The 20,611-nt window shown below is 71.3% G+C and carries 16 protein-coding genes, 1 rRNA gene and 1 pseudogene; 8 read left to right on the forward strand and 10 right to left on the reverse strand.

All coding sequences use genetic code 11. The features are described from left to right. Window positions 1-5 precede the first annotated feature (5 nt). The 3 genes from ABD140_RS14265 to ABD140_RS14275 form a co-directional block, all read right to left on the reverse strand. On the reverse strand, window positions 6-1,076 hold the full coding sequence (locus ABD140_RS14265; protein WP_344240812.1) for a threonine aldolase family protein: 1,071 nt from the start codon (window positions 1,074-1,076) through the stop codon (window positions 6-8). Continuing rightward, window positions 1,060-1,680 (reverse strand): SDR family NAD(P)-dependent oxidoreductase, encoded by a 621-nt coding sequence (locus ABD140_RS14270; protein ID WP_344240814.1) that lies wholly within the window; start codon window positions 1,678-1,680, stop codon window positions 1,060-1,062. The genes ABD140_RS14265 and ABD140_RS14270 overlap by 17 nt, the downstream gene beginning before the upstream one ends. Window positions 1,681-1,757: 77 nt before the next feature. After that, window positions 1,758-3,833, reverse strand: a complete 2,076-nt coding sequence (locus ABD140_RS14275; RefSeq protein ID WP_344240816.1) for a DUF6421 family protein — start codon at window positions 3,831-3,833, stop codon at window positions 1,758-1,760. Window positions 3,834-3,937: 104 nt separating this feature from the next. Between ABD140_RS14275 and gltX the strand changes: the two genes are divergently transcribed. Together gltX and galT are read left to right on the forward strand one after the other, a co-directional pair. Further along, window positions 3,938-5,323 carry a glutamate--tRNA ligase gene (gltX, locus tag ABD140_RS14280; protein WP_344240818.1) on the forward strand — a complete coding sequence of 462 codons (1,386 nt, stop codon included), beginning with the start codon at window positions 3,938-3,940 and terminating at the stop codon, window positions 5,321-5,323. A gap of 38 nt (window positions 5,324-5,361) precedes the next feature. Then, the gene (galT, locus tag ABD140_RS14285; RefSeq protein ID WP_344240820.1) at window positions 5,362-6,423 is read left to right on the forward strand and encodes a galactose-1-phosphate uridylyltransferase; all 1,062 of its coding nucleotides are present in this window, start codon (window positions 5,362-5,364) and stop codon (window positions 6,421-6,423) included. A gap of 4 nt (window positions 6,424-6,427) precedes the next feature. Here galT and ABD140_RS14290 read toward each other — a convergent pair whose 3' ends face one another. The 4 genes and pseudogenes from ABD140_RS14290 to ABD140_RS14305 form a co-directional block, all read right to left on the reverse strand. Beyond that, window positions 6,428-7,351 carry an urease accessory protein UreH domain-containing protein gene (locus ABD140_RS14290; RefSeq protein ID WP_344240822.1) on the reverse strand — a complete coding sequence of 308 codons (924 nt, stop codon included), beginning with the start codon at window positions 7,349-7,351 and terminating at the stop codon, window positions 6,428-6,430. Window positions 7,352-7,380: 29 nt separating this feature from the next. Beyond that, on the reverse strand, window positions 7,381-8,460 hold the full coding sequence (locus tag ABD140_RS14295; protein WP_344240824.1) for a DUF3616 domain-containing protein: 1,080 nt from the start codon (window positions 8,458-8,460) through the stop codon (window positions 7,381-7,383). Window positions 8,461-8,510: 50 nt separating this feature from the next. After that, window positions 8,511-8,978 (reverse strand): annotated as a pseudogene (locus ABD140_RS14300) (response regulator); the annotation flags it as partial. 3 nt (window positions 8,979-8,981) lie between these two features. Then, window positions 8,982-13,052 carry a HAMP domain-containing protein gene (locus ABD140_RS14305; RefSeq protein WP_425544114.1) on the reverse strand — a complete coding sequence of 1,357 codons (4,071 nt, stop codon included), beginning with the start codon at window positions 13,050-13,052 and terminating at the stop codon, window positions 8,982-8,984. Between the two features lie 173 nt (window positions 13,053-13,225). Here ABD140_RS14305 and ABD140_RS14310 point away from each other — a divergent pair, with 173 nt between their 5' ends. Genes ABD140_RS14310 through ABD140_RS14320 form a run of 3 tightly spaced genes read left to right on the forward strand, consistent with a single transcriptional unit; the run spans window position 13,226 to window position 15,090 of the window. Further along, window positions 13,226-14,359 carry a PP2C family protein-serine/threonine phosphatase gene (locus tag ABD140_RS14310; protein ID WP_344240828.1) on the forward strand — a complete coding sequence of 378 codons (1,134 nt, stop codon included), beginning with the start codon at window positions 13,226-13,228 and terminating at the stop codon, window positions 14,357-14,359. Between the two features lie 21 nt (window positions 14,360-14,380). Next, window positions 14,381-14,692 carry an STAS domain-containing protein gene (locus ABD140_RS14315; RefSeq protein WP_344240830.1) on the forward strand — a complete coding sequence of 104 codons (312 nt, stop codon included), beginning with the start codon at window positions 14,381-14,383 and terminating at the stop codon, window positions 14,690-14,692. Then, window positions 14,692-15,090: an ATP-binding protein gene (locus ABD140_RS14320; RefSeq protein WP_344240832.1), complete on the forward strand. Its 399-nt coding sequence runs from the start codon at window positions 14,692-14,694 to the stop codon at window positions 15,088-15,090. Before ABD140_RS14315 ends, ABD140_RS14320 begins: the two co-directional genes overlap by 1 nt. 187 nt (window positions 15,091-15,277) lie before the next feature. On the opposite strand, the gene ABD140_RS14325 is transcribed toward ABD140_RS14320, so the two are convergent. Next, window positions 15,278-16,624 carry a class II 3-deoxy-7-phosphoheptulonate synthase gene (locus ABD140_RS14325; RefSeq protein ID WP_344240834.1) on the reverse strand — a complete coding sequence of 449 codons (1,347 nt, stop codon included), beginning with the start codon at window positions 16,622-16,624 and terminating at the stop codon, window positions 15,278-15,280. Between the two features lie 121 nt (window positions 16,625-16,745). Beyond that, complete coding sequence (locus ABD140_RS14330; protein WP_344240836.1) at window positions 16,746-17,756, reverse strand: sigma-70 family RNA polymerase sigma factor; 1,011 nt, start codon at window positions 17,754-17,756, stop codon at window positions 16,746-16,748. A gap of 159 nt (window positions 17,757-17,915) precedes the next feature. Between ABD140_RS14330 and ABD140_RS14335 the strand changes: the two genes are divergently transcribed. Together ABD140_RS14335 and ABD140_RS14340 are read left to right on the forward strand one after the other, a co-directional pair. After that, complete coding sequence (locus tag ABD140_RS14335) at window positions 17,916-18,272, forward strand: thioredoxin family protein (RefSeq protein WP_344240838.1); 357 nt, start codon at window positions 17,916-17,918, stop codon at window positions 18,270-18,272. 20 nt (window positions 18,273-18,292) lie between these two features. Continuing rightward, window positions 18,293-19,114 carry a putative RNA methyltransferase gene (locus ABD140_RS14340; RefSeq protein WP_344240840.1) on the forward strand — a complete coding sequence of 274 codons (822 nt, stop codon included), beginning with the start codon at window positions 18,293-18,295 and terminating at the stop codon, window positions 19,112-19,114. Window positions 19,115-19,133: 19 nt separating this feature from the next. Here ABD140_RS14340 and ABD140_RS14345 read toward each other — a convergent pair whose 3' ends face one another. Beyond that, window positions 19,134-19,835, reverse strand: coding sequence for a hypothetical protein (locus ABD140_RS14345; protein ID WP_344240842.1), 702 nt, complete (start codon window positions 19,833-19,835; stop codon window positions 19,134-19,136). A gap of 702 nt (window positions 19,836-20,537) precedes the next feature. On the opposite strand from ABD140_RS14345, the gene ABD140_RS14350 reads away from it, so the two are divergent. Next, a 16S ribosomal RNA gene (locus ABD140_RS14350) occupies window positions 20,538-20,611 on the forward strand; the annotation flags it as partial.

Consider the following 20,611-nt stretch of genomic DNA (forward strand, 5'->3'; position numbering starts at 1 on the left):
GGGGATCAGCCGGTGAGGTCCGCCGTGATCGCCGCCGCGAAGACGTCCACGTCCTCCTCCGTGGTGTCGAACGCGGTCATCCAGCGGACCTCACCGGTGTGCTGGTCCCAGGTGTAGAAGCGGAAGCGCTTCTGCAGCCGCTCGGTGACGTCCGCGGGCAGCACGGCGAAGACCGCGTTGGCCTGGACGGGCCGGGTGATCTCCAGTCCGGGCAGGCCGCGGACGCCGTCGGCCAGCCGCGCGGCCATGGCGTTGGCGTGCCGGGCGTTGCGCAGCCACAGGTCGTCCTCCAGCAGAGCCAGGAGCTGGGCGGAGACGAACCGCATCTTGGAGGCCAGCTGCATGGCCGACTTGCGCAGGTACTTCAGCGACGGCGCGAGCCCGGGGTTCAGCACGACCACGGCCTCGCCGAGCATCAGGCCGTTCTTGGTGCCGCCGAACGACAGCACGTCCACCCCGGCGTCGGTGGTGAACTCCCGCATCGCGACGCCCAGCGAGGCGGCGGCGTTGGCCAGCCGGGAGCCGTCCAGGTGCACCAGCATGCCGCGCTCGTGCGCGTGGTCGGCCAGCGCCCGGATCTCCCCGGGCTCGTAGACGGTGCCCAGCTCGGTGCTCTGGGTCAGCGACACCACGTGCGGCTGGGCGCGGTGCTCGTCGCCCCAGCCCCAGGCCTGCCGGTCCACCAGCTCGGGCGTCAGCTTGCCGTCGGGGGTCGGCACGGTCAGGAGCTTGATGCCGGCGACCTTCTCGGGGGCGCCGCACTCGTCGACGTTGATGTGCGCGCTCTCCGCGGCGATCACCGCCGACCAGCGCCGGGTCATCGCCGACAGGCCCACCACGTTGGCGCCGGTGCCGTTGAACACCGGGAAGGCCTGGGCGTCGGAGCCGAAGTGGCGCTGGAAGACCTCCTGGAGCCGGGCGGTGTAGACGTCGTCGCCGTACGCCGTCTGGTGGCCGCCGTTGGCGGCGGCCATCGCGGCCATGGCCTCGGGGTGGATCCCGGCGTAGTTGTCGCTGGCGAAGCCGCGGGAGGCGGGGTCGTGCAGGGGCTCAAACGGTTCAGACGGTGAGGTCAAGGCGGGTTCCGTTCAGTTCGGTGGCGGGCGTGTCCCACAGTTCCACGATCTTCGAGGCGAGCTCGTCCACCGGCGTCCAGCCGGGCCGGGGCTCCCCGGTGGCCAGGGCCTTGACCACGAGGACGACCGCGGCGCTCCGGGTGCCGGTGAAGGAGTCGGCGAGCGCGAGCGTCCAAGCCTCGGAGGCGGCCTTGGCGGCGGCGTAGGCGGCGTTCCCCTGGCCGGGGTGGCGCACGCCCGTCTGGGAGACGATGGCCACGCGGGCGCCGTCGGCGAACTCCAGGGCCAGGGTGGTGTGCTGGAGGGTGCGGATCAGCATGTCGTGCAGGAAGGCCCAATCCGCGAGCTTCGTCTCGGCGAAGGTCCTGCCGCCGCGCCAGCCGCCGACCAGGTGCACCAGGCCGTCCACCGGGCCGAGCCCGGCCGCCAGCGCCCGCACCGCGTCGAAGTCCAGCAGGTCGATCGCCTTCCCGACGACGTTCGGGTGCTCCCATTCGGTCTCCCGCACGTCCAGGGCGATGACCCTGTGCCCGGCCTCGGCCAGCGCCCGCACCGCGGGAGGCCCGGCCGCGCCGCCCGCCCCCGCCACCACGATCGTCTTCACGCCGCTCGCGCCCTTTCGTCCGGGGGACGACCCCCGGGCCCCCGTAAGGGGATCAGATGATCCTCGCTTCGCTGCGGTCACCTGATCCCCTTCGTGGACTCGATGACCTCACCCAGCCGCTTGGCCAGGGCCTCGTAGAACATGCTCAGCGGGAACTCGTCCGGCAGCACGGCGTCCACCCATGCCTTCGGCGGCTCCCCGGTCGGCAGCTCCCGCACCCCCTGCGCCCACCGGGAGGCCGGATGCGGCTCGACGTACCGGGCGACCAGCGCGTGCGCGGCCAGCCAGTGCGCGAGCTTGGGCCGGTCGATGCCCTCGCGGTACAGCGCCTCGACCTCCTCGCACAGGGCGACGACGGCTTCGGGCAGGCGCTGCCAGTCGATCGTCAGCCGGTTGTCGGACCAGCGGACCACATGGTTCCGGTGCAGGTGGGCGAACAGGAGCTGACCGCCCAGGCCATCGTAGTTGCGCACCCGGGGCCCGGTGATCGGGAACCGGAACAGCCGGTCGAAGAGGATCGCGTACTGCAGCAGCCGGGCGTGCGGCACGTCCGTCAGGCGGGTGGCCTCGCGGAAGGTGTTCAGGTCGCAGCGCAGCTCCTCCAGGGAGTACAGCCAGTACGGCATCCGCTGCTTGATCATGAACGGGTCGAACGGCAGCTCGCCGTGGCTGTGCGTGCGGTCGTGGACCAGGTCCCACAGCGCGAACGTGTCCTGCGCCAGCTGCTGGGAGGCCAGCAGCCGCGCGGCGTCCGGGGGCAGCGGCAGCCGGAGGGTCTCGGCGGCCGCGCCGCACACCCGGCGGAACCGGGCGGCCTCCCGGTCGCAGAAGATCCCGCCCCAGGTGAAGCGCGGCGGCGTCTCGCGCACCGCGACGGTCTCGGGGAACAGCACCGCCGAGTCGGTGTCGTAGCCGGAGGTGAAGTCGGTGAAGGCCAGCGGCACGAACATCGGGTTGTCGTAGCGGTCGGCCTCCAGCCGCGCCAGCCAGTCCGGCCACACCACCCGGCACAGCACGGCCTCCAGGTTGCGGGCAGGATTGCCGTTCTGGGTGTACATGGGGAAGACGACGAGGTGCTCCAGGCCGTCCTCGCGCCGCAGCTGCGGCTGGAAGGCTTGCAGGGAGTCCAGGAAGTCCGGGACGCCCAGGCCCTCGGCCGACCAGCGGCGCAGGTCCGCGGCGGCGGCCGCGAGGTATGCGGCGTCGTGCGGGAAGAGCGGGGAGAGGTCCTCGACGCAGGCGACGACGCGGTCGAGGAGCTTGGCGACGCGGGTCCGCTCGCTCTCGGGAACGGAGCCGTCCGCGGCCTGCAGGGGCCGCAGCTGCTCGACGGAGTCCCGCAGCTCGGCCCAGGCCGGGTGGGCCAGGGCGGGGGAGGGGCCGACGGCGCCGGCGCTCTCGCGGGGCGCGCCCGCCGCCCAGGTGACGAGGCTCCGCCACAGCTCGGCGTGGTCGTGCTCGTCGATCGAGTCGTCGCCGAAGAGGTCGGAGTCGGCGAACACCGCGACCCTGCCCTCGCCCGCCGCCACGGCGACGGCCAGGGGCGCTCCGGCGGGGTCGGCGGTCGCCGCGGAGCGCAGCAGCACCGAACCCCCGTCGGGCGCGCGCAGGGCGCCCGCCCGGTAGAAGCAGACGTCCCGGATCCCGGCCAGCGGGTCCTCCGGGCCGCCGGGCTCCTGCGGCTCGGCCATCACCCAGTGGGCGACGTCCCGGTGGTTGCTCCGGGGGTCCTGGACCGTTCCGTTCCAGATCCCGATCCCGAATCGGTCCAGCAGTTCGTCCAGGTTGGTCCCGTACTTGTCCTGCTCGCACTCGGCCAGGACGACGAGCCCGCCTCCGGCGCGCACGAACGCCTCGACCGCGTCCAGTTCGGCCGGGGCGAGGCGGGGCTCGCCCAGGCCGGTGGTGCGCTCCCAGCGGTCCTCCGAGGGATGGGCAATCACCAGGACGTCGCGGCCCTCCAGCGCCGCGGCGTCCAGGGGGCCGGCGGTGTGGGCGTCGACCCGGTGCCCGGCCGCGCGCAGCAGCCCGGCCGCGCGGATGTAGCCCGCGTCGGCGGGGTGGCCCGGGTTCATCACGCGCACCTGCTCGGGCCGGATGCTCCAGGCCTCCCGATGCGCCTCGTCGAACAGCACCTGTGCAAAGCCCTTCACGGCAAACCTCCCGGAAGATCGCTCCATCACTGAAAAATTTATGGCAAAAAGCCTAACACTCGAAATGTTCTTCTGTTTGTCATGGGCGCCGCTAGGCTTGCTCCATGTCATCTGCGTCTTCCGAGATCCGCGTACGCTTCGCTCCTTCCCCCACCGGGATGTTCCACGTCGGGGGCGCCCGGTCGGCCCTGTTCAACTGGGCGATCGCCCAGCAGACCGGCGGCACCTTCGTCCTGCGGATCGAGGACACCGACGCCAACCGCAACCGGCCCGAATGGACCGAGGGCATCATCTCCGCGCTCGCCTGGATCGGCATCAACAAGGACTCCTCCCACTTCGAGGGCCCGCTCATGCAGTCCGACCAGGACGCCCAGCAGCGCGCCGCGGTGGCCGGGCTGCTGGAGCAGGGCCGCGCCTACCACTGCGACTGCGACCGCCAGCAGGTCATCGCCCGCACCGGCGACCCCAACCGCGGCTACGACGGCCACTGCCGCGAGCGCGGCCTGGCCGAGGGCCTGGTGCGCTTCCGCACCCCCGACGAGGGCGCCACGGTCGTCCAGGACGAGATCCGCGGCCGGGTGGAGTTCCCCAACGCCGCGATGGAGGACTTCGCGATCGCCCGCAGCGACGGCTCGCCGCTGTTCATCCTCGCCAACGTCGTCGACGACATCGAGATGCGCATCAGCCAGGTCGTGCGCGGCGACGAGCACCTGTCCAACACCCCCAAGCAGCAGCTGCTGTGGGAGGCGCTGGGCGCGGCCCCGCCGGTCTGGGCGCACGTGCCGGTGATCGTCAACGAGAAGCGCCAGAAGCTGTCCAAGCGCCGCGACAAGGTGGCGCTGGAGGACTACCAGGCCGAGGGCTACCTGGCCGACGCCATGGTCAACTACCTGATGCTGCTGGGCTGGGCGCCCGGAGGCGACCGCGAGATCGTGCCGTGGGAGGAGATGGTCGCCGAGTTCAGCCTCGCGAACGTCAACACCTCCCCGGCGTTCTTCGACGTCAAGAAGCTGCGCGCCATCAACGGCGAGTACATCCGGGCGCTGCCGCTGGAGAGGTTCATCGCCGAGAGCGACAGCTACCTCGACCCGGCCTGGGACCGCAAGGTCTTCGCCGAGCTCGCCGAGCTCGCCCAGACCCGGGTGGCGGTCCTGTCGGAGCTGCACGACCTGCTGGACTTCGCCTTCCTGGACGAGCCGGTCTTCGACGAGCAGTCCTGGAACAAGGGCATGAAGGAGCCCGCCGCCGAACTGCTGGCCGCCGCCGAGGAGGCGTACCGCGAGGCGCCCTGGACCGCCGAGGAGCTGAAGAACCGGCTGGAGGAGGTCGGCGGCCGCTTCGGCCTCAAGCTCGGCAAGGCCCAGGCGCCGGTGCGGGTCGCCGTCACCGGCCGCACCGTGGGCCTGCCGCTGTTCGAGTCCCTGGAGGTGCTCGGCCGCGAGCGCACCCTGGCCCGCATCGCCGCGGCGCGGGCACGCTTGACCTCCTGAGCAGTTCTCTTTGGGGAAAGTAGGGAAAGATCCCTTTTATGCGGAGTACTCCGATCCGGCTGGCGGACGGCCGGGAGCTCATCTACTTCGACCTGCCGGACGACCCGCTCCGGGAGGGCGAGGACCTTCGTGAGCTCCCGCCCCCGCCGCCGGCGTCGGAGCTGCGCTTCGACGGGCTGCGCGGCGAGTGGGTCGTGATCGCCGCCCACCGGCAGGGGCGCACCTTCCAGCCGCCCAGCGACCGCTGCCCGCTGTGCCCGTCCACCCCGGACTTCCGCTCGGAGATCCCCGGGCCGTACCGCGTGGTGACCTTCGAGAACCGCTTCCCCTCCTTCAGCGACCGGACGGACGAGGGCCGGGTGCTGCCCGGGATCCGGCCGGGCGAGGGCCGCGCCGAGGTCATGTGCTTCACCTCCGACCACGAGGGCTCCTTCGCCGACCTGGGCCCCCGGGACGTCCGCCTCGTCCTGGACGTGTGGGCGGCCCGCACCGAGGCGCTGACCGCGATGCCCGGCGTCGAGCAGGTCTTCCCCTTCGAGAACCGGGGAGCGGAGATCGGCGTCACCCTCTCCCACCCGCACGGCCAGATCTACGGCTACCCCTTCGTCCCGCCGGCCGTCCGCCAGATCCTCACCTCCCTGGAGCGCGACCCGGGCCACTTCGCCTACCGCCTGATGCGCGAGCAGACCGACGAGCGGGTGGTCGCCGCCAACGACCACTGGACGGCCTTCGTCCCGCGCGCCGCCCGCTGGCCCTTCGAGGTCCACTTCTACCCGCACCGCCAGATCCCCGACCTGCCCGCCCTGACGGACGCCGAACGCGACGCCTTCGCACCCCTGTACCTGGACGTCCTCCGCCGCTTCGACGCCCTCTTCGACCTGCCCATGCCCTACATCGCCGGCTGGTTCCAGGCGCCCGTCAACGAGGCGCGCGACTCCTTCCGCCTGCACCTCCAGCTCTTCTCCATCCGCCGGGCCCCCGGCAAGCTCAAGTACCTCGCCGCCTCCGAGTCCGCCATGGGCGTCTTCATCAACGACGTCGCCCCGGAGACCGCGGCGCAGATGCTCCGGGACGCCCTGCCGCCCTTCACCGGAAGGTGACGGATCACCGGAAGGTGACGGAGCCGGAGTAGTGGCCCGCGGCGCAGACGAAGCGGAGGCGGCCGGGGGCGGGGACGCCCAGCTCGACGCGGGTCCGCCCGGTCTTCGGAAGCACCCGGGAGACGTTGCGGTCGGGGAGGGTGAAGGCGGTGGTGCAGCCGGTGGTGTCCCGGGTGACGAGTGTCAGGACCGTCGTGACGCCCGCGCGGGCCGACAGGAGGGCGGGGCGGTAGCCGCCGTCCAGGACGTGGACGGTGACGGTCTGGACGCCGGAGGCGTCGGTGGCGACGAAGCGGGCGTCGACGGCGGGGGAGGCCGGCGCCCGGTCGGGGAGCCAGCCGCCCAGGCGCAGGGCGCCGAGCATCGTCCAGGCGGCGACGCCCAGCAGCGCCACGCCGAGGAGGCGGGCGGGCAGGCCGCGCAGCAGGGCGGCGCCGGCGCCCAGGACGCCGGTGGCGGGGGCGGTGCCCAGGACGAAGCCCGCCATGACGGCCGCGCCCGTCCAGGGAGAGCGCGAGGCGACGGCCAGCAGCTCGGCCGAGAGCGTGATGCCGCAGGGCACCAGGACGGTGGCCGCGCCGACCAGCGCGGGACTGCCGAACCGGGAGGGCCGCGGGCAGGCGTGCTCGGGGGCGCGGGGCCGGACCAGGCGCAGGGCGAAGACGGCCAGGACCACGGCGGCGACCGCCAGCAGGAGGGCGCGCGGCAGCGGACCCGGCTGGACCGCCGCGCCCACCCCGCCCAGGAGGGCGCCCAGCGCGGTGTGGGCGGCGAGCTTGCCGGTGAGGAAAGACGCGACGAGCCGCGTCGTGCCGCCGGGGCGGCCGGCCAGGCCGGCCAGCAGCCCGGTGTGCAGGGCGGCGCAGGTGGTGAGGCCCGCGAGCAGGCCCATGCCCGTGCCGGTCACGAAGGAGGTCGCGGCGCTCACGCCTGGTCAGTGCCCGGAACGCGGGGAGATCACCCGTTCTGGAAGGTGAGGTCATCCCTCCCCGGGAAGCGGAGGAGATCGGCGAGCATGCCGCCGCCGGGAGTGTGGCGGGACTCGGCGGGGCTGTCGTAGACCACCAGCAGCCGGCCGTCCACCACCACGATGCCCTCGGCGTGATCCTCCCCGTCGCCGTGCGGCAGTTCGCCGACGTGGACGAGGTCGTGCACGAACTCCGGCGCGTCGCACTTCACCGCGTCCACCCAGCGGAACAGGCGCACCGGACCGCTCAACGCCATCGACGGGCCCGCCAGGACGAGCAGGTCGTCGCCGTCGGGGCACAGGTCGCGGATCCCCAGACCGCGCAGGTCCAGGAAGTGCGAGTGGTAGCGCGTCCCGTTGAGAGCGCGCAGCCGCAGCCGGTGCGGGTCGTCCGGATCGGTCTCGGGCCAGATCTCCACCATCGCGGCCCAGCCGCGCAGCACGGGCCCGCGGAACCCCACGTACAGCCGGTCGCCGTGCACGGCCAGGCCCTCGATGTCCACGCCGTTGTCCTTGGAGGGGACCGACAGGAACGGCGCGAGGTGCGGATCGTCGCGCAGCAGGTCGGCGACGGAGTCGCCGCGCCCGCCCAGCACCGCGGCGGTGCGTCCGTCGGCGGCCGTGCGGACCGGCACGGGGAGCCCGTCGGGGCCCTCCTCCAGCGGCAGCCGCACCAGGATGTAGCGGTTCTCCTCGCGCACGACCGTCGCCAGGCGGCGGCGGGACTTGCGGCCGGAGTGCTCGGCCTTGACGCGCTTGCGTTTCAGGCTGTGCGAGCCGATCGCCCACAGCCAGCCGTCCGCGCTGGCCAGCCCCTCGATGTCGGCCTCCTCGTCGGGCCCGGCGGGCAGATCGACGAAGTCGGCGAGCCGGTAGGTCACCTGGCCGGCATAGCCGGTGAGCGCCCCGTCGGCGTCGTGCGTCTCGGTGAGCCGCTCGATGGTGGCGGTCTCGTCACCGGCCACCCACAGGCAGCGTCCCTCCCTGCGCACCGCCGAGAGGTTCACATGGGTCTGGGCCTCGCGGCTCAGCGGGTCAAAGAGCAACTCGATCTGTCGTTCGACGAACATAGCCCCAGATGGTGGCACATGTTTCAGGCTTTCTCGCCGGTCCGCAGGCCGCGTTCCCGCAACAGCTCGGCCTGCTCGCGCAACTGCTCGGCCTGCTCCCGGATCAGCACGGCCTGCCGCTCCAGCTGCTTGTTCTTGTTGTACAGGTCCACGAACACCGACACCTTGGCCCGCAGCACCCACGGGTCGAACGGCTTGGCGATGAAGTCGACGGCGCCCGCGGCGTACCCGCGGAAGGCGTAGTCGGGGTCGCTGTTGAGCGCGGTGAGGAAGATGATCGGGATGTTGCGCGTCTTCTTGCGTCGCTTGATGTCGCGGGCGGTCTCGAAGCCGTCCATGCCCGGCATCACCACGTCCAGCAGGATCACCGCGTACTCGTCGGTGAGCAGCGCCTTGAGCGCCTCCTCCCCGGACCGGGCGCGCACCAGCTCCTGGTCCAGCGAGCTGAGGATGGCCTCGAGGGCGATGAGGTTCTCCTCGCGGTCGTCCACGAGCAGGATCTTCACCTTGTCGTCCATCGTTCAGTCCACCTCCGGGTGCTGGAGCCAGGTGCGCATGACGCTGAGCAGGTGGTCGATGTCCACCGGCTTGGCGACGTAGTCCGAGGCGCCGGCCTCCAGGCCCGCCTCCCGGTCTCCCTGCATCACCTTGGCCGTGATCATGATGATGGGCAGTTCGGCGAACTGGGGCATGTTCCGGATCGCCTCGGTGGTGGCATAGCCATCCAGACCCGGCATCATCACATCCATCAGGACGATCGCGACATCGGGGTTGCGCTGCAGCAGGTCGATGCCGGCCTGCCCGTCCTCGGCGTACAGCACGTCCATGCCGTAGCCCTCCAGCACGCTGGTGAGCGCGAACACGTTGCGCACGTCGTCGTCGACGACCAGGACCTTGCGCCCCGACAGGATCCGGTCGAGGTGCTCGGCGGGCGGCTCGTCGGACTCCGCCGCCGGCGACAGGTCGTCCACGACCGGCGTGTGCGGCTGTGGCAGGGATGGCAGATCCGGCAGCTCCGGGAGCTCCGGCAGGCCCGGCACCGCGTGCTCGGAGGCGCCCGCGCCCGGGTACTCCACCGGCAGGAAGAGGGAGAAGACGCTGCCCTCGCCCAGCACGCTCTCGGCCTGGATCTCACCCCCCAGCAGGTGGGCGATGTTGCGGCTGATCGACAGGCCCAGGCCCGTGCCGCCGTACCGGCGGCTGGTGGTGCCGTCCGCCTGCTGGAACGCCTCGAAGATCAGCTGCAGCTTGTCCTCGCCGATGCCGATGCCGGTGTCGACCACCCGGAACACCACCAGCGGGCCGGCGTCCCGCAGCGCCGGGGAGGCGACCTCCTCGGCGTCGGCGGAGGCGATCACCATCTCGGCCTTGCCCTGGGAGGTGAACTTCACCGCGTTCGACAGCAGGTTGCGCAGCACCTGCTCGAGCCGCTGCTCGTCGGTGAACAGCGTCTGCGGGGTGCCGGGCTCGATCCGGACGTCGAAGTCCAGGCCCTTGTCCGCGGCCATCGGCTGGAACGTGGCGTCCACGTAGTCCATCAGCGTCGCCACCTCCAGCGGCTGCGGATGGACGTCCATCTTGCCCGCCTCGACCTTCTCCAGGTCGAGGATGTCGTTGATGAGCTGGAGCAGGTCGGTGCCCGAGTCGTGGATGGTCCGGGCGAACTCCACCTGCTTGGGGGTCAGATTGCCCTCGGTGTTCTCCGACAGCAGCTTGGCCAGCACCAGCAGGCTGTTGAGCGGCGTGCGCAGCTCGTGCGACATGTTCGCCAGGAACTCCGACTTGTAGCGCGAGGACACCGCGAGCTGCTCGGCCCGCTCCTCCAGTGCCCGCCGCGCCTGCTCTATCTGGAAGTTCTGGATCTCGATCGCCCGGTTCTGCTTGGCCAGCAGCGCCGCCTTGTCCTCCAGCTCGGTGTTGGAGCGGCGCAGCTCCCCCTGCTGGCGCTGCAGCTCGTCGGAACGCTCCTGCAGCTCCCGGGTGAGCCGCTGGGACTCCTCCAGCAGCGAGGAGGTGCGGGTCGTGGCGATGATCGCGTTGATGGTGACGGCCATCGTCTCGGTGAACTGGTCGAAGAACGCCAGGTGCACCGGGTTGAAGCCGTCGAAGCCGGCCAGCTCGATCACGCCGAGCACCCGGTCCTCGAAGACGATCGGCAGCACGATCACGCTCGCCGGAGCGGCCTCGCCGAGCCCCGACCTGATCTTCAGGTAGTCCTCGGGCACCTCCAGGACGTGGATCGTGCGGCGCTCCATGGCGGCCTGGCCGACCAGGCCCTCGCCGGCGGTGAACCGCACCCGCCCCACCTGCTCGCGGGCCAGCCCGTAGCCGGCGGTCAGCACCAGCTCCCCGTAGGCCTCCAGGTACAGCGCGCCGTGCTGGGCGCCGACCATGGGGGTCAGCTCGTTCATGATGAGCTGCGAGACCTGCGCCAGGTCGCGCTGGCCCTGCATGAGCTGCCCGATCCGGGCCAGGTTGGTCTTCAGCCAGTCCTGCTCCTGGTTGGCCCGCGTGGTCTCGCGCAGGTTGGCCACCATCAGGTTGACGTTGTCCTTGAGCTCGGCGACCTCGCCCTTGGCCTCCACGGTGATGGAGCGGGTGAGGTCGCCGCTGGCCACGCCGGAGGCGACCTCGGCGATCGCCCGCACCTGGGTGGTGAGGTTGGAGGCCAGCTCGTTCACGCTCTCGGTCAGGCTCTTCCAGGTGCCCGAGACGCCCTCGACCTCGGCCTGGCCGCCCAGGCGGCCCTCGCTGCCCACCTCGCGCGCCACGCGGGTGACCTCCGAGGCGAAGGACGACAGGGTGTCGACCATGGTGTTGATGGTCGTCTTCAGCTCCAGGATCTCGCCGCGCGCGTCGACGTCGATCTTGAGGGTGAGGTCGCCGTGGGCGACGGCGGTGGTGACCTGTGCGATGTTGCGGACCTGGTAGGTGAGGTTGGTGGCCATGCCGTTGACGTTGTCGGTGAGGTCTTTCCAGACGCCGCTGACGCCGCGGACGTTGGCCTGCCCCCCGAGGTTGCCTTCGGTGCCGACTTCTCGGGCCACCCTGGTGACCTCGTCGGCGAAGGCCGACAGCTGGTCGACCATCGTGTTCAGGGTGTCCTTGAGCTCCAGGATCTCGCCCCTGGCACTCACGTCGATCTTCTTGGACAGGTCGCCCTCGGCCACCGCCGTCGCCACCTGTGCGATGTTGCGCACCTGGTAGGTGAGGTTGGAGGCCATGTTGTTCACGTTGTCGGTGAGGTCTTTCCAGACGCCGCTGACGCCGCGGACGTTGGCTTGTCCGCCGAGGTTGCCTTCGGTGCCGACTTCTCGGGCCACCCTGGTGACCTCGTCGGCGAAGGCCGACAGCTGGTCGACCATCGTGTTGACGGTGTCCTTGAGCTCCAGGATCTCGCCCTGGGCGTTCACCGTGATCTTCTTGGACAGGTCGCCGTGGGCGACGGCGGTGGTGACCTGTGCGATGTTGCGGACCTGGTAGGTGAGGTTGGTGGCCATGCCGTTCACGTTGTCGGTGAGGTCTTTCCAGACGCCGCTGACGCCGCGGACGTTGGCCTGCCCCCCGAGGTTGCCTTCGGTGCCGACTTCTCGGGCCACCCTGGTCACTTCGTCGGCGAAGGCCGAAAGCTGGTCCACCATCGTGTTCAGGGTCGTCTTCAGTTCCAGGATCTCGCCCTGGGCGTCCACAGTGATCTTGCGGCTCAGATCGCCGCGGGCCACCGCCGTCGCCACCTGTGCGATGTTGCGGACCTGGTGGGTGAGGTTGGAGGCCATGCTGTTCACGTTGTCGGTGAGGTCTTTCCAGACGCCGCTGACGCCGCGGACGTTGGCCTGCCCCCCGAGGTTGCCTTCGGTGCCGACCTCTCGGGCCACCCTGGTGACCTCGTCGGCGAAGGCCGACAGCTGGTCCACCATCGTGTTGACGGTCTGCTTCAGCTCCTGCAGCTCGCCCGTGGCCTCCACCGTGACCTTGCGGGTCAGGTCGCCCTTGGCCACCGCCGTCGTCACCACCGCGATGTCGCGGACCTGCGCGGTCAGCCGCCCCGCCATCGTGTTGACCGCGCTCGTCACGTCCCGCCAGCGGCCCGACATCCCCCGCAGCGGCGCCTGGCCGCCCAGCCTGCCCTCGGTGCCCACCTCCCGGGCCACCTGGGTGACCTGCGAGGTGAAGGTGTCCAGCTGGTCGACCATCGTGTTGACCGACCGCGCCATCCGCAACATGTCACCGCGCAGCGCCCGCCCGTCCGCCCGCAGCTCCACCTTGCGCGACAGGTCGCCGGAGGCGACCGCCTCCACCACCTGGGCCATCGCCACGGTCGGGCCCGCGAAGGCGTCCATCAACCCGTTGGCGGCATCGATGGTCGCCGCCCAGGAGCCCGCACCCGGCCCGGCGCTCAGCCGCTCGTCCATCCGCCCCTCGCGCGAGACCTCCTTGCGCACCCGGATGGCCTCCTGGTGGTGGTGGGAGGCCCGCTCCCGGATCTGGTCCACCAGGAGCAGCGCCGTGGCTATGGCACCCTGACCCTCGAGGGAGTTGGGTCGAAAGTCCCCATCGCGCAGCTTGGACAGGGCCTGGAGCAGCGGTTCCATATCGGCGTCGCTGTAACGTGGGTTTCCGTCCAGACGAGAATTCACGCTTATCGTTCTGGGCATAGGGTGCTCCTAGTACATCCGGTGGGGAGTCTGTCACTGGTCGAGCGAATGGACAGGACCGAGTAATGCCCTCTTCGGCTGAGTTCAGCGAGAGAACCTGGCGCGGGTGGATGACCTTCGTCGCGGAGGCGAGCGAGCTGCTCGCCGGCACTCTGGACCCCAAGGAGATCCTGGCGCTGACGGCGCAGCTGTTCGTGCCGCGGCTGGCCACCTGGTGCGCGGCCTACACTGACGAGGATCAGCCGCCGGTCTATGTCTGGCACACCGACGAGGACTGTTCGGATGACCTGAAACACCTCCTGCAGCTGGAGGGGCGGCCACCGTCGGGGCCGCCCGTTCCCTGGGGCGACGACCTGGCCTGCACGATTCCCCTGGTAGCCCGGGGGAGGGAGCTGGGCGCGATCGCCATCGGCCGGACCGGACGGTTCCCACCAGACTACTTCGAGCTGGCGGAGGAGCTCGTCCGGCGGTCGGCGCTGGCGCTCGACAATGCCAGGCTTTATGCGGAACAGAAGTCCACAAGCCTAGCGCTCCAGCGCAGCCTCCTGCCCCCTGAACTTCCCGAGCTCCCCGGTTTCGATCTGGCGGTGACCTACAACCCCGCCGGCGAGGGCGCCGAGGTGGGGGGTGACTTCTACGATGTGTTCACCTGCCCGCCGGGTGAGGACGGACGCACCCGCTGGCGGTTCGCCATCGGCGACGTCTGCGGCACCGGCCCCGAGGCGGCCGCGGTCACCGGCCTGGCCCGCCACGCGCTGCGGATCCTGGGCGCCGAGGGCATGCCGCTGCCCGACGTCGTGGAGCGCCTGAACCGCCTGATCCTGGCCGAGGGCGACCGCGGCCGCCTGCTCACGCTCGTGCACGGCGAGCTGTCCGACCAGGGCGAGCTGTCCCTGGTGTGCGCCGGCCACCCGCCGCCGCTGATCCTCGCGCCCGACGGCAGGGTCACCGAGTGCGCCACCCCGCAGCCCCTGCTCGGCGTGGTGGACGGGATCGAGTTCACCGTCGACACCACCAAGCTGGAGCCGGGCGATGTGCTCTTCTCCTGCACCGACGGCGTCACCGAGCGCCGCGACGGGGACGTCCTGCTCGGCGACGGCAACGGCCTGGAGGAACTGCTCGCCTCCTGCGCCGGGCTCAGCGCCGGCGCGGTGGCCGCCGCGGTCGACCAGGCCGTCCGCGACTTCTCCACCGTTCCCGGCCATGACGACATGGCGGTGGTAGTGCTGCGCGCACTGGATTGACGCCCGGGTTATGTTGGTCGGGTGAGGCTGGCCCTGGACACGAGAAGAGACGAAGACCGGACGCTGGTGACCGCTCGCGGCTCCATCGACCTGCACTCCTCCGAGAGTCTGCAGTCCCACCTGATCGGCCTGCTCGACGAGGGCGATCGCCAGATCGTCGTCGACCTGGCCGCGGTGGACTTCTGCGACTCCTCGGGGCTGAACGTGCTGGTACGCGCCTACAAGCACGCCCGGGTGACCGACGCCGCCCTGGTCGTGACGGGCGCCCAGGGTCGGGTGGAGAACGTCCTGCGCACCACCGGCCTGGACAAATACCTGATACGCGAGCTGTGATGTACGACGAGACCACCTTGCGCGCCGCCCCCCTGACCGAGGCCGTGGAGCAGTCCCGCAGACTGGTGGCCCGCACCATGCGGGCCTGGAACATGAGCGCGGGGGAGGAGCCGGTGACCGCCATCGTCGCCGAGCTCGTCGCCAACGCCGTCACCCACGCCGCCACCCCCTTCGAGCTGCGGCTGGTGCGCGGCGAGGGGCACGTCCGGGTCGAGGTGCGCGACCGCGACCACCGGCTGCCGGTCCTGCGCGACCTCCAACCCCTGTCCGACGGCGGCCGCGGCATGTTCCTGGTCGACTGCTACGCCCGCTCCTGGGGCGCAGAACCCGCTCCGGACGGCGGCAAGCTGGTCTGGGCCGAGATCGACGTCGCCCCCCGCGCCGCCATCGCCGGCTGATCCGCCCGACACCCCGGACGCCCAGCCCCCGAAGGGGGCCGGTCTTCAGTGCCCCGCAGGCTCTCGCCCGGGCTTCGGGCCCCGAGGGGCTCGTCCGGCCTGCCGGACGCTCCGTGAGACGGCGAGAGGGGCACGCCTACGGGTGTGCCCCTCTCCTCGTCGTCCCCCGGTGCCCCGGTGCCCGGTGTCAGCGCCGGTACATCTCCGCGACGAGGAACGCCAGGTCCAGGGACTGCTGGCGGTTCAGACGCGGGTCGCAGGCGGTCTCGTAGCGCTCGTGCAGGTCGCTCTCGGCGATCTCGTGGCCGCCGCCGATGCACTCGGTCACGTCGTCGCCGGTGAACTCCAGGTGCACGCCGCCCGGGTGGGTGCCCAGCGCGCGGTGCACCTCGAAGAAGCCGGCGACCTCGTCGACCACGTCGTCCAGGCGGCGGGTCTTGTGCCCGGACTCGGCCTCGAAGGTGTTGCCGTGCATCGGGTCGCACAGCCACACCACCGGCGCGCCCGAGCCGTTGACCTTCTCCACCAGCGGCGGCAGCGCGTCGCGCACCTTGCCCGCGCCCATCCGGGTGATGAAGGTGAGCCGGCCCGGCTCGCCCTCGGGGTTGAGCCTGTCCACCAGCGCCAGCGCGTCGTCCGCCGTGGTCGTCGGGCCGAGCTTGACGCCGATCGGGTTGCGGATGCGGCGCAGGAACTCCACGTGCGCCCCGTCGAGCTGCCGGGTGCGCTCGCCGATCCACAGGAAGTGCGCCGAGACGTCGTAGGGCAGGCCGGTGCGGGCGTCGATCCGGGTCAGCGCGCGCTCGTAGTCCAGGATCAGCGCCTCGTGGCTGGAGTAGAAGTCGACCTCGGCGAACTCCTCGGGGTCGGCCCCGCAGGCGCGCATGAACGTCAGCGCCCGGTCGATCTCGCCCGCGAGCAGCTCGTAGCGCTGGCCCGCCGGGCTGCCCGCCACGAAGTCCTGGTTCCAGGCGTGCACCTGGCGCAGGTCGGCGTACCCGCCCTTGGTGAAGGCGCGGGTGAGGTTCAGCGTGGTGGCCGCCGAGTAGTAGGCGCGCAGCAGGCGCTGCGGGTCGTTGCGCCGGGCCTCGGGCGTGAACTCGAGGCGGTTGACCATGTCGCCGCGGTAGGCCGGGAGCGTCACCCCGTCGCGGGTCTCGGTCGGCTTGGAGCGCGGCTTGGCGAACTGGCCGGCCATCCGGCCGATCTTGACCACCGGGACGCTGCCCGCGTAGGTCAGCACCACGGCCATCTGCAGCAGGGTCTTGATCTTGTTGCGGACGGCGTCGGCGTTCGACCCCTCGAAGGTCTCGGCGCAGTCGCCGCCCTGCAGCACGATGGCCTCGCCGCGGGCGACCGCGGCCAGCCGGTCCTTCAGCTGGTCGCACTCGCCGGCGAAGACCAGCGGCGGCTGCTGGGCCAGTTCCGTGGTGACGGTCTCGAGCTCGGCGGGATCGGCCCACTCCGGCTGCTGCAGGGCGGTCAGCCCGCGCCAGGCGTCGAGATCGAACGAGGTGCTGCTCTGGGTGCTCACGACATATCAGAGTAGAACAGGGGACGGGATGACGGCACCGTCCACCCGCGGAGATCTTTCCCCGGTGACCGAGGTCTGACCTCGGCCGACAGGGCCGTCTCACCCGGGGGACAGGTGTCGATCATGCGGCGGCGGGGGTGGCGGGGTCGTTGCGGGCGGCGGTCTTGCGGGCGCGGACCGGGGCGGCCTGCACTGTGATCCCGCTCTCGGCGTCGGACTCCAGCACCAGCTGGCGCAGCCGCCGCAGCGAGCGGTCGGTGATCTGGCGGACCCGGTTGTGCGAGAGGCCGTAGCGGGCGCCGATCTGGGCGTAGGACTGCGGCTCGCCGCTCTCCATGCCGAACCGGGCGCGCAGGATCGCCTGCTCCCGGGACGGCAGCCGCTCCAGCATGCGGGCCAGGCCCACCAGGTCGTCGGCGGCGACCACCTCGGTCTCCGGCGAGATCGCCTCCGGGTCCTGCAGCAGGGTGCCCATCGGGGTCTCGCCCTCGTCGTCCACGCTGGCGTCGAGGCTGGCCGGGTCGCGCCGCCAGCCCAGCAGTTCGTCCACGTGTTCGGGCGTGGTGTCCAGCAGGGCCGCCAGCTCCTCGCGCAGCGGGTCGCGGCCCAGCTCCCGGCCGAGCGTGCGCTCGGCGCGGCGCAGCCGCGACAGCTCCTCCTCCACGTGCACCGGCAGCCGGATGGCCCGCGCGGTGTGGCTGAGGCCGCGGCCGATCGCCTGCCTGATCCACCAGGTGGCGTAGGTGGAGAACTTGTAGCCGCGCCGGTAGTCGAACTTCTCCACCGCCCGCATCAGGCCGAGGTTGCCCTCCTGGATCAGGTCGATCAGCGGCAGCGACTCGGTGGGGTACTTCCGCGCGATCGACACCACCAGCCGCAGGTTGGCCTCGACGAACCGCTGCCTGGCGTCCAGGCCCTGCTCGGCGATCTCCCGCAGCTCCTCCGGCGCCACGCCGTCGGGCAGCCCGCCGGTCTCCAGCAGCCGCCGGGCGTACAGGCCGGCCTCGATCGCCTTGGCCAGTTCGACCTCCTCGACGGCGTCGAGGAGCGGCCTGCGCCCGATCCTGTCGAGGTAGGCGCCGACGAGGTCCTTGTCGGGGTGGTCCGCGATCGCGCCACGAGTTGCAGCCATCCTGCCCCTTCTCCGGTCGAGGGTTCCCTACACTGCCAACGTTAATTACGGCTCTGTGATTCCCGGTTCCGCCGGGGAATAGCCGTAGCCGCTCCGTTTGCTCTACGGGGTGCCCACTTCACAGGCTTCCAATACGCGGTAGAACGGGAGAACCCAGGCATGGCGACGGTCCAGCTGACCGAGGACACCTTCGACGAGGTGGCACAGGGCGAAGGCATCGTGCTGATCGACTTCTGGGCCTCCTGGTGCGGCCCGTGCATGCGCTTCGGACCGGTGTACGAGAAGGTCTCCGAGCGCCACCCCGACGTCACCTTCGCCAAGGTCGACACCGAGGACCAGCCGGGCCTGTCCGCCCGCTTCGACGTGCGCTCCATCCCCACGATCATGGCGGTCCGCGACGGCGTCATCGTCTACGCCGAGCCGGGCGCCCTGCCCGAGCAGGGGCTGGAGAGCATCATCGAACAGGTGCGCGCGCTGGACATGGACGACATCAGGAGCAAGCTCGGCCAGGACTGAGCACGCCCTACCCTGGACGGGTGCTGAGCGACGTCGCGGACCTCCTGGCCTGCCCCCTGTGCCGGGGCGATCTCACCCTCCAGGAGCGCGCGCTGCGCTGCCCGGCCGGACACTCCTTCGACGTCGCCCGCCAGGGGTACGCCGCCCTGCAGGCGGGCGCCGCCGCCACCGGCACCGCCGACACCGCGGCGATGGTCGCCGCCCGCGCGGCCTTCCTCGACGCAGGCCACTACGCGCCGCTGGCGGCCGCGCTGGCGGGCCTGGCCTTCGGCACCGTGCTGGACGCCGGCGCGGGCACCGGCCACCACCTCGCCGCGGCCCTCGGCGGCGGCGCGGCCGACCGGGGACTGGCCCTGGACCTGTCGAAGTACGCCATGCGCCGCGCGGCCCGCGCCCACCCCCGGATCGGCGCGGTCGTGGCCGACCTCTGGCGCGGCCTCCCGGTGCGCGACGCGGCGGTCGACACCGTCTACGACGTCTTCGCCCCCCGCAACGCCCCGGAGTTCCGCCGCGTCCTGCGCCCCGGCGGGCGCCTGCTGGTGGCGACGCCCACCGAGGCCCACCTCGCCGAGCTCGTACGCCCGCTGGGAATGCTGTCCGTCGACGGACGCAAGGCGGAGCGGCTCGCCGAGACGTTCGCGGGCACCTTCCGCCTGGAATCCGCCGACCTGGTGACCATGCCCCTGCGGCTCACCGCCGAGGAGGCGGCGACCCTCGTCGGGATGACGCCCAGCGCCCACCACGTGCCCGAAGAGGAGCTGCGCGAGCGCGTCGCGGCACTGGGGCCGAGGATCGACGCCACCGCCCAGGTGCGGGTGGCCGTCTACCTCCCCGAACGCTGAACGCCGCAGTCGCCGGGCGTCACAGGCCGGTGCGCGCCAGCTCCACCGCGATCTGCGGGACCTCGCCCGGGTTGAGGCCCTCCAGCGCGCGCGGCACCCGCCGCACGTCGTAGAGGAAGGACACCGAGACCGCGCGGACCGCCCCGTGCAGCAGCAGGCTCTGCAGCGCCTGGCCGGCGCGCAGCCACGCGGCCGGACCGTCCCCCGCAGTGGCGAGCACCGCCGTCTGCGGGCCTCCGCCGGGCGGCGGCAGGTGCAGGATCGCGCCCTCCAGCCGCGCCGCCTCCACGAGCTCCTGCAGCACCGGAAGCGGCGGACGCTGGTCTCCGTAGGGCTGCCTGCCGGGAAGAGGCCGCAGGCTCGTCGCGTACAGGAGCCGCTCCTCCGGCCGGGAACGCCGGGGCCCCGCCAGCCGCACCGACGCCAGCAGCGTCGGATGGCCGCGATCGGGAAGCAGCCGCACGACGGGCTCGTAGCCCACCTGCACCGAGGACAACCGCAGATTGAAGAGGGCGGCGCCGCAACTCAGATGAAGGCCGCGGGCGCGGGGATCGGCGGCCGCGCGGAACCGCACCGGATCCGCGTGCACCTCCACCAGGCCCGGCCGCGCCCGCAGGCGGGAGGCCCGGATGTCGTGGAGCGCGGGCGCCAGCGCCCCGGCGACCACGAACCGGCTGGCGTTGTGCTCGTTGAGGGCACCCGCGATGGTCGGCGTCGCCACTGTGCCTCCTGGAACGTCGACGGGACGGTAGAAGCTACTGGACGCGTTGTGGCGTCCGCCACCTCCGGGGCCTGTGGTTTGACCTCACCCCTGGGCGTACGTAAGCTCGGTGAGCCGAACTACGGAAAACCCCGTGCGGACTCTCGTCCGCGGGGCTACCCTGGTTCAGGTCGGCCCCGTTGAGGGGATGCAGGACGCCGTAGGGCGGCCGGCCCCGGTGGGACCCCACTCCAGCAGGAAAGCGCGGACTCCTCGAAGTTCGGCATTACCGCTGTGCGTGGGAATGGGCCGGGAGAGGGAAATGAAGCGGGGAATCCCGCTGATTTGACACTCCAGAAGGGCCTGCTAAATTAGAGACATCGCAGCGAGGGAAACGCCGAAAGGCGCAGAACGAACTGCAGGGTCCCACTCCAAGGGGAATTCGGCCGAAAAGCCGGGTTTGACAGGGAAGAAAGACCTGATAAGTTAAAGACATCGCCCCGGAGCGAAGGTCGAAAGGCCAGAGCGAAAGAGCGAGTCCGTTTCTTGAGAACTCAACAGCGTGCTAAAAGTCAGTGCCAAATAAAAGGCCAGGACTTGTTCCTGGTCATCCTCGTCAGAGGATTTCTTTGAGGCAAACGACAAGGTCTCGCCAGACCTTGTTCTTGCCGGGTTTTGAACACCATGGGTTTGGCTTCCGGGTTTCCCGGGGGTCGTTGGACCTTAATGGAGAGTTTGATCCTGGCTCAGGACGAACGCTGGCGGCGTGCTTAACACATGCAAGTCGAGCGGAAAGG

Source organism: Actinocorallia libanotica (assembly GCF_039525175.1).
Lineage (GTDB): Bacteria > Actinomycetota > Actinomycetes > Streptosporangiales > Streptosporangiaceae > Actinocorallia > Actinocorallia libanotica.

Coding starts and splice junctions, on each gene's coding strand:
- gltX (WP_344240818.1), top strand. CDS start 3,938: ATGTCATCTGCGTCTTCCGAGATCCGCGTACGCTTCGCTCCTTCCCCC.
- galT (WP_344240820.1), top strand. CDS start 5,362: ATGCGGAGTACTCCGATCCGGCTGGCGGACGGCCGGGAGCTCATCTAC.
- ABD140_RS14295 (WP_344240824.1), bottom strand. CDS start 8,460: ATGTTCGTCGAACGACAGATCGAGTTGCTCTTTGACCCGCTGAGCCGC.
- ABD140_RS14305 (WP_425544114.1), bottom strand. CDS start 13,052: ATGGAACCGCTGCTCCAGGCCCTGTCCAAGCTGCGCGATGGGGACTTT.
- ABD140_RS14310 (WP_344240828.1), top strand. CDS start 13,226: ATGACCTTCGTCGCGGAGGCGAGCGAGCTGCTCGCCGGCACTCTGGAC.
- ABD140_RS14320 (WP_344240832.1), top strand. CDS start 14,692: ATGTACGACGAGACCACCTTGCGCGCCGCCCCCCTGACCGAGGCCGTG.
- ABD140_RS14330 (WP_344240836.1), bottom strand. CDS start 17,756: ATGGCTGCAACTCGTGGCGCGATCGCGGACCACCCCGACAAGGACCTC.
- ABD140_RS14335 (WP_344240838.1), top strand. CDS start 17,916: ATGGCGACGGTCCAGCTGACCGAGGACACCTTCGACGAGGTGGCACAG.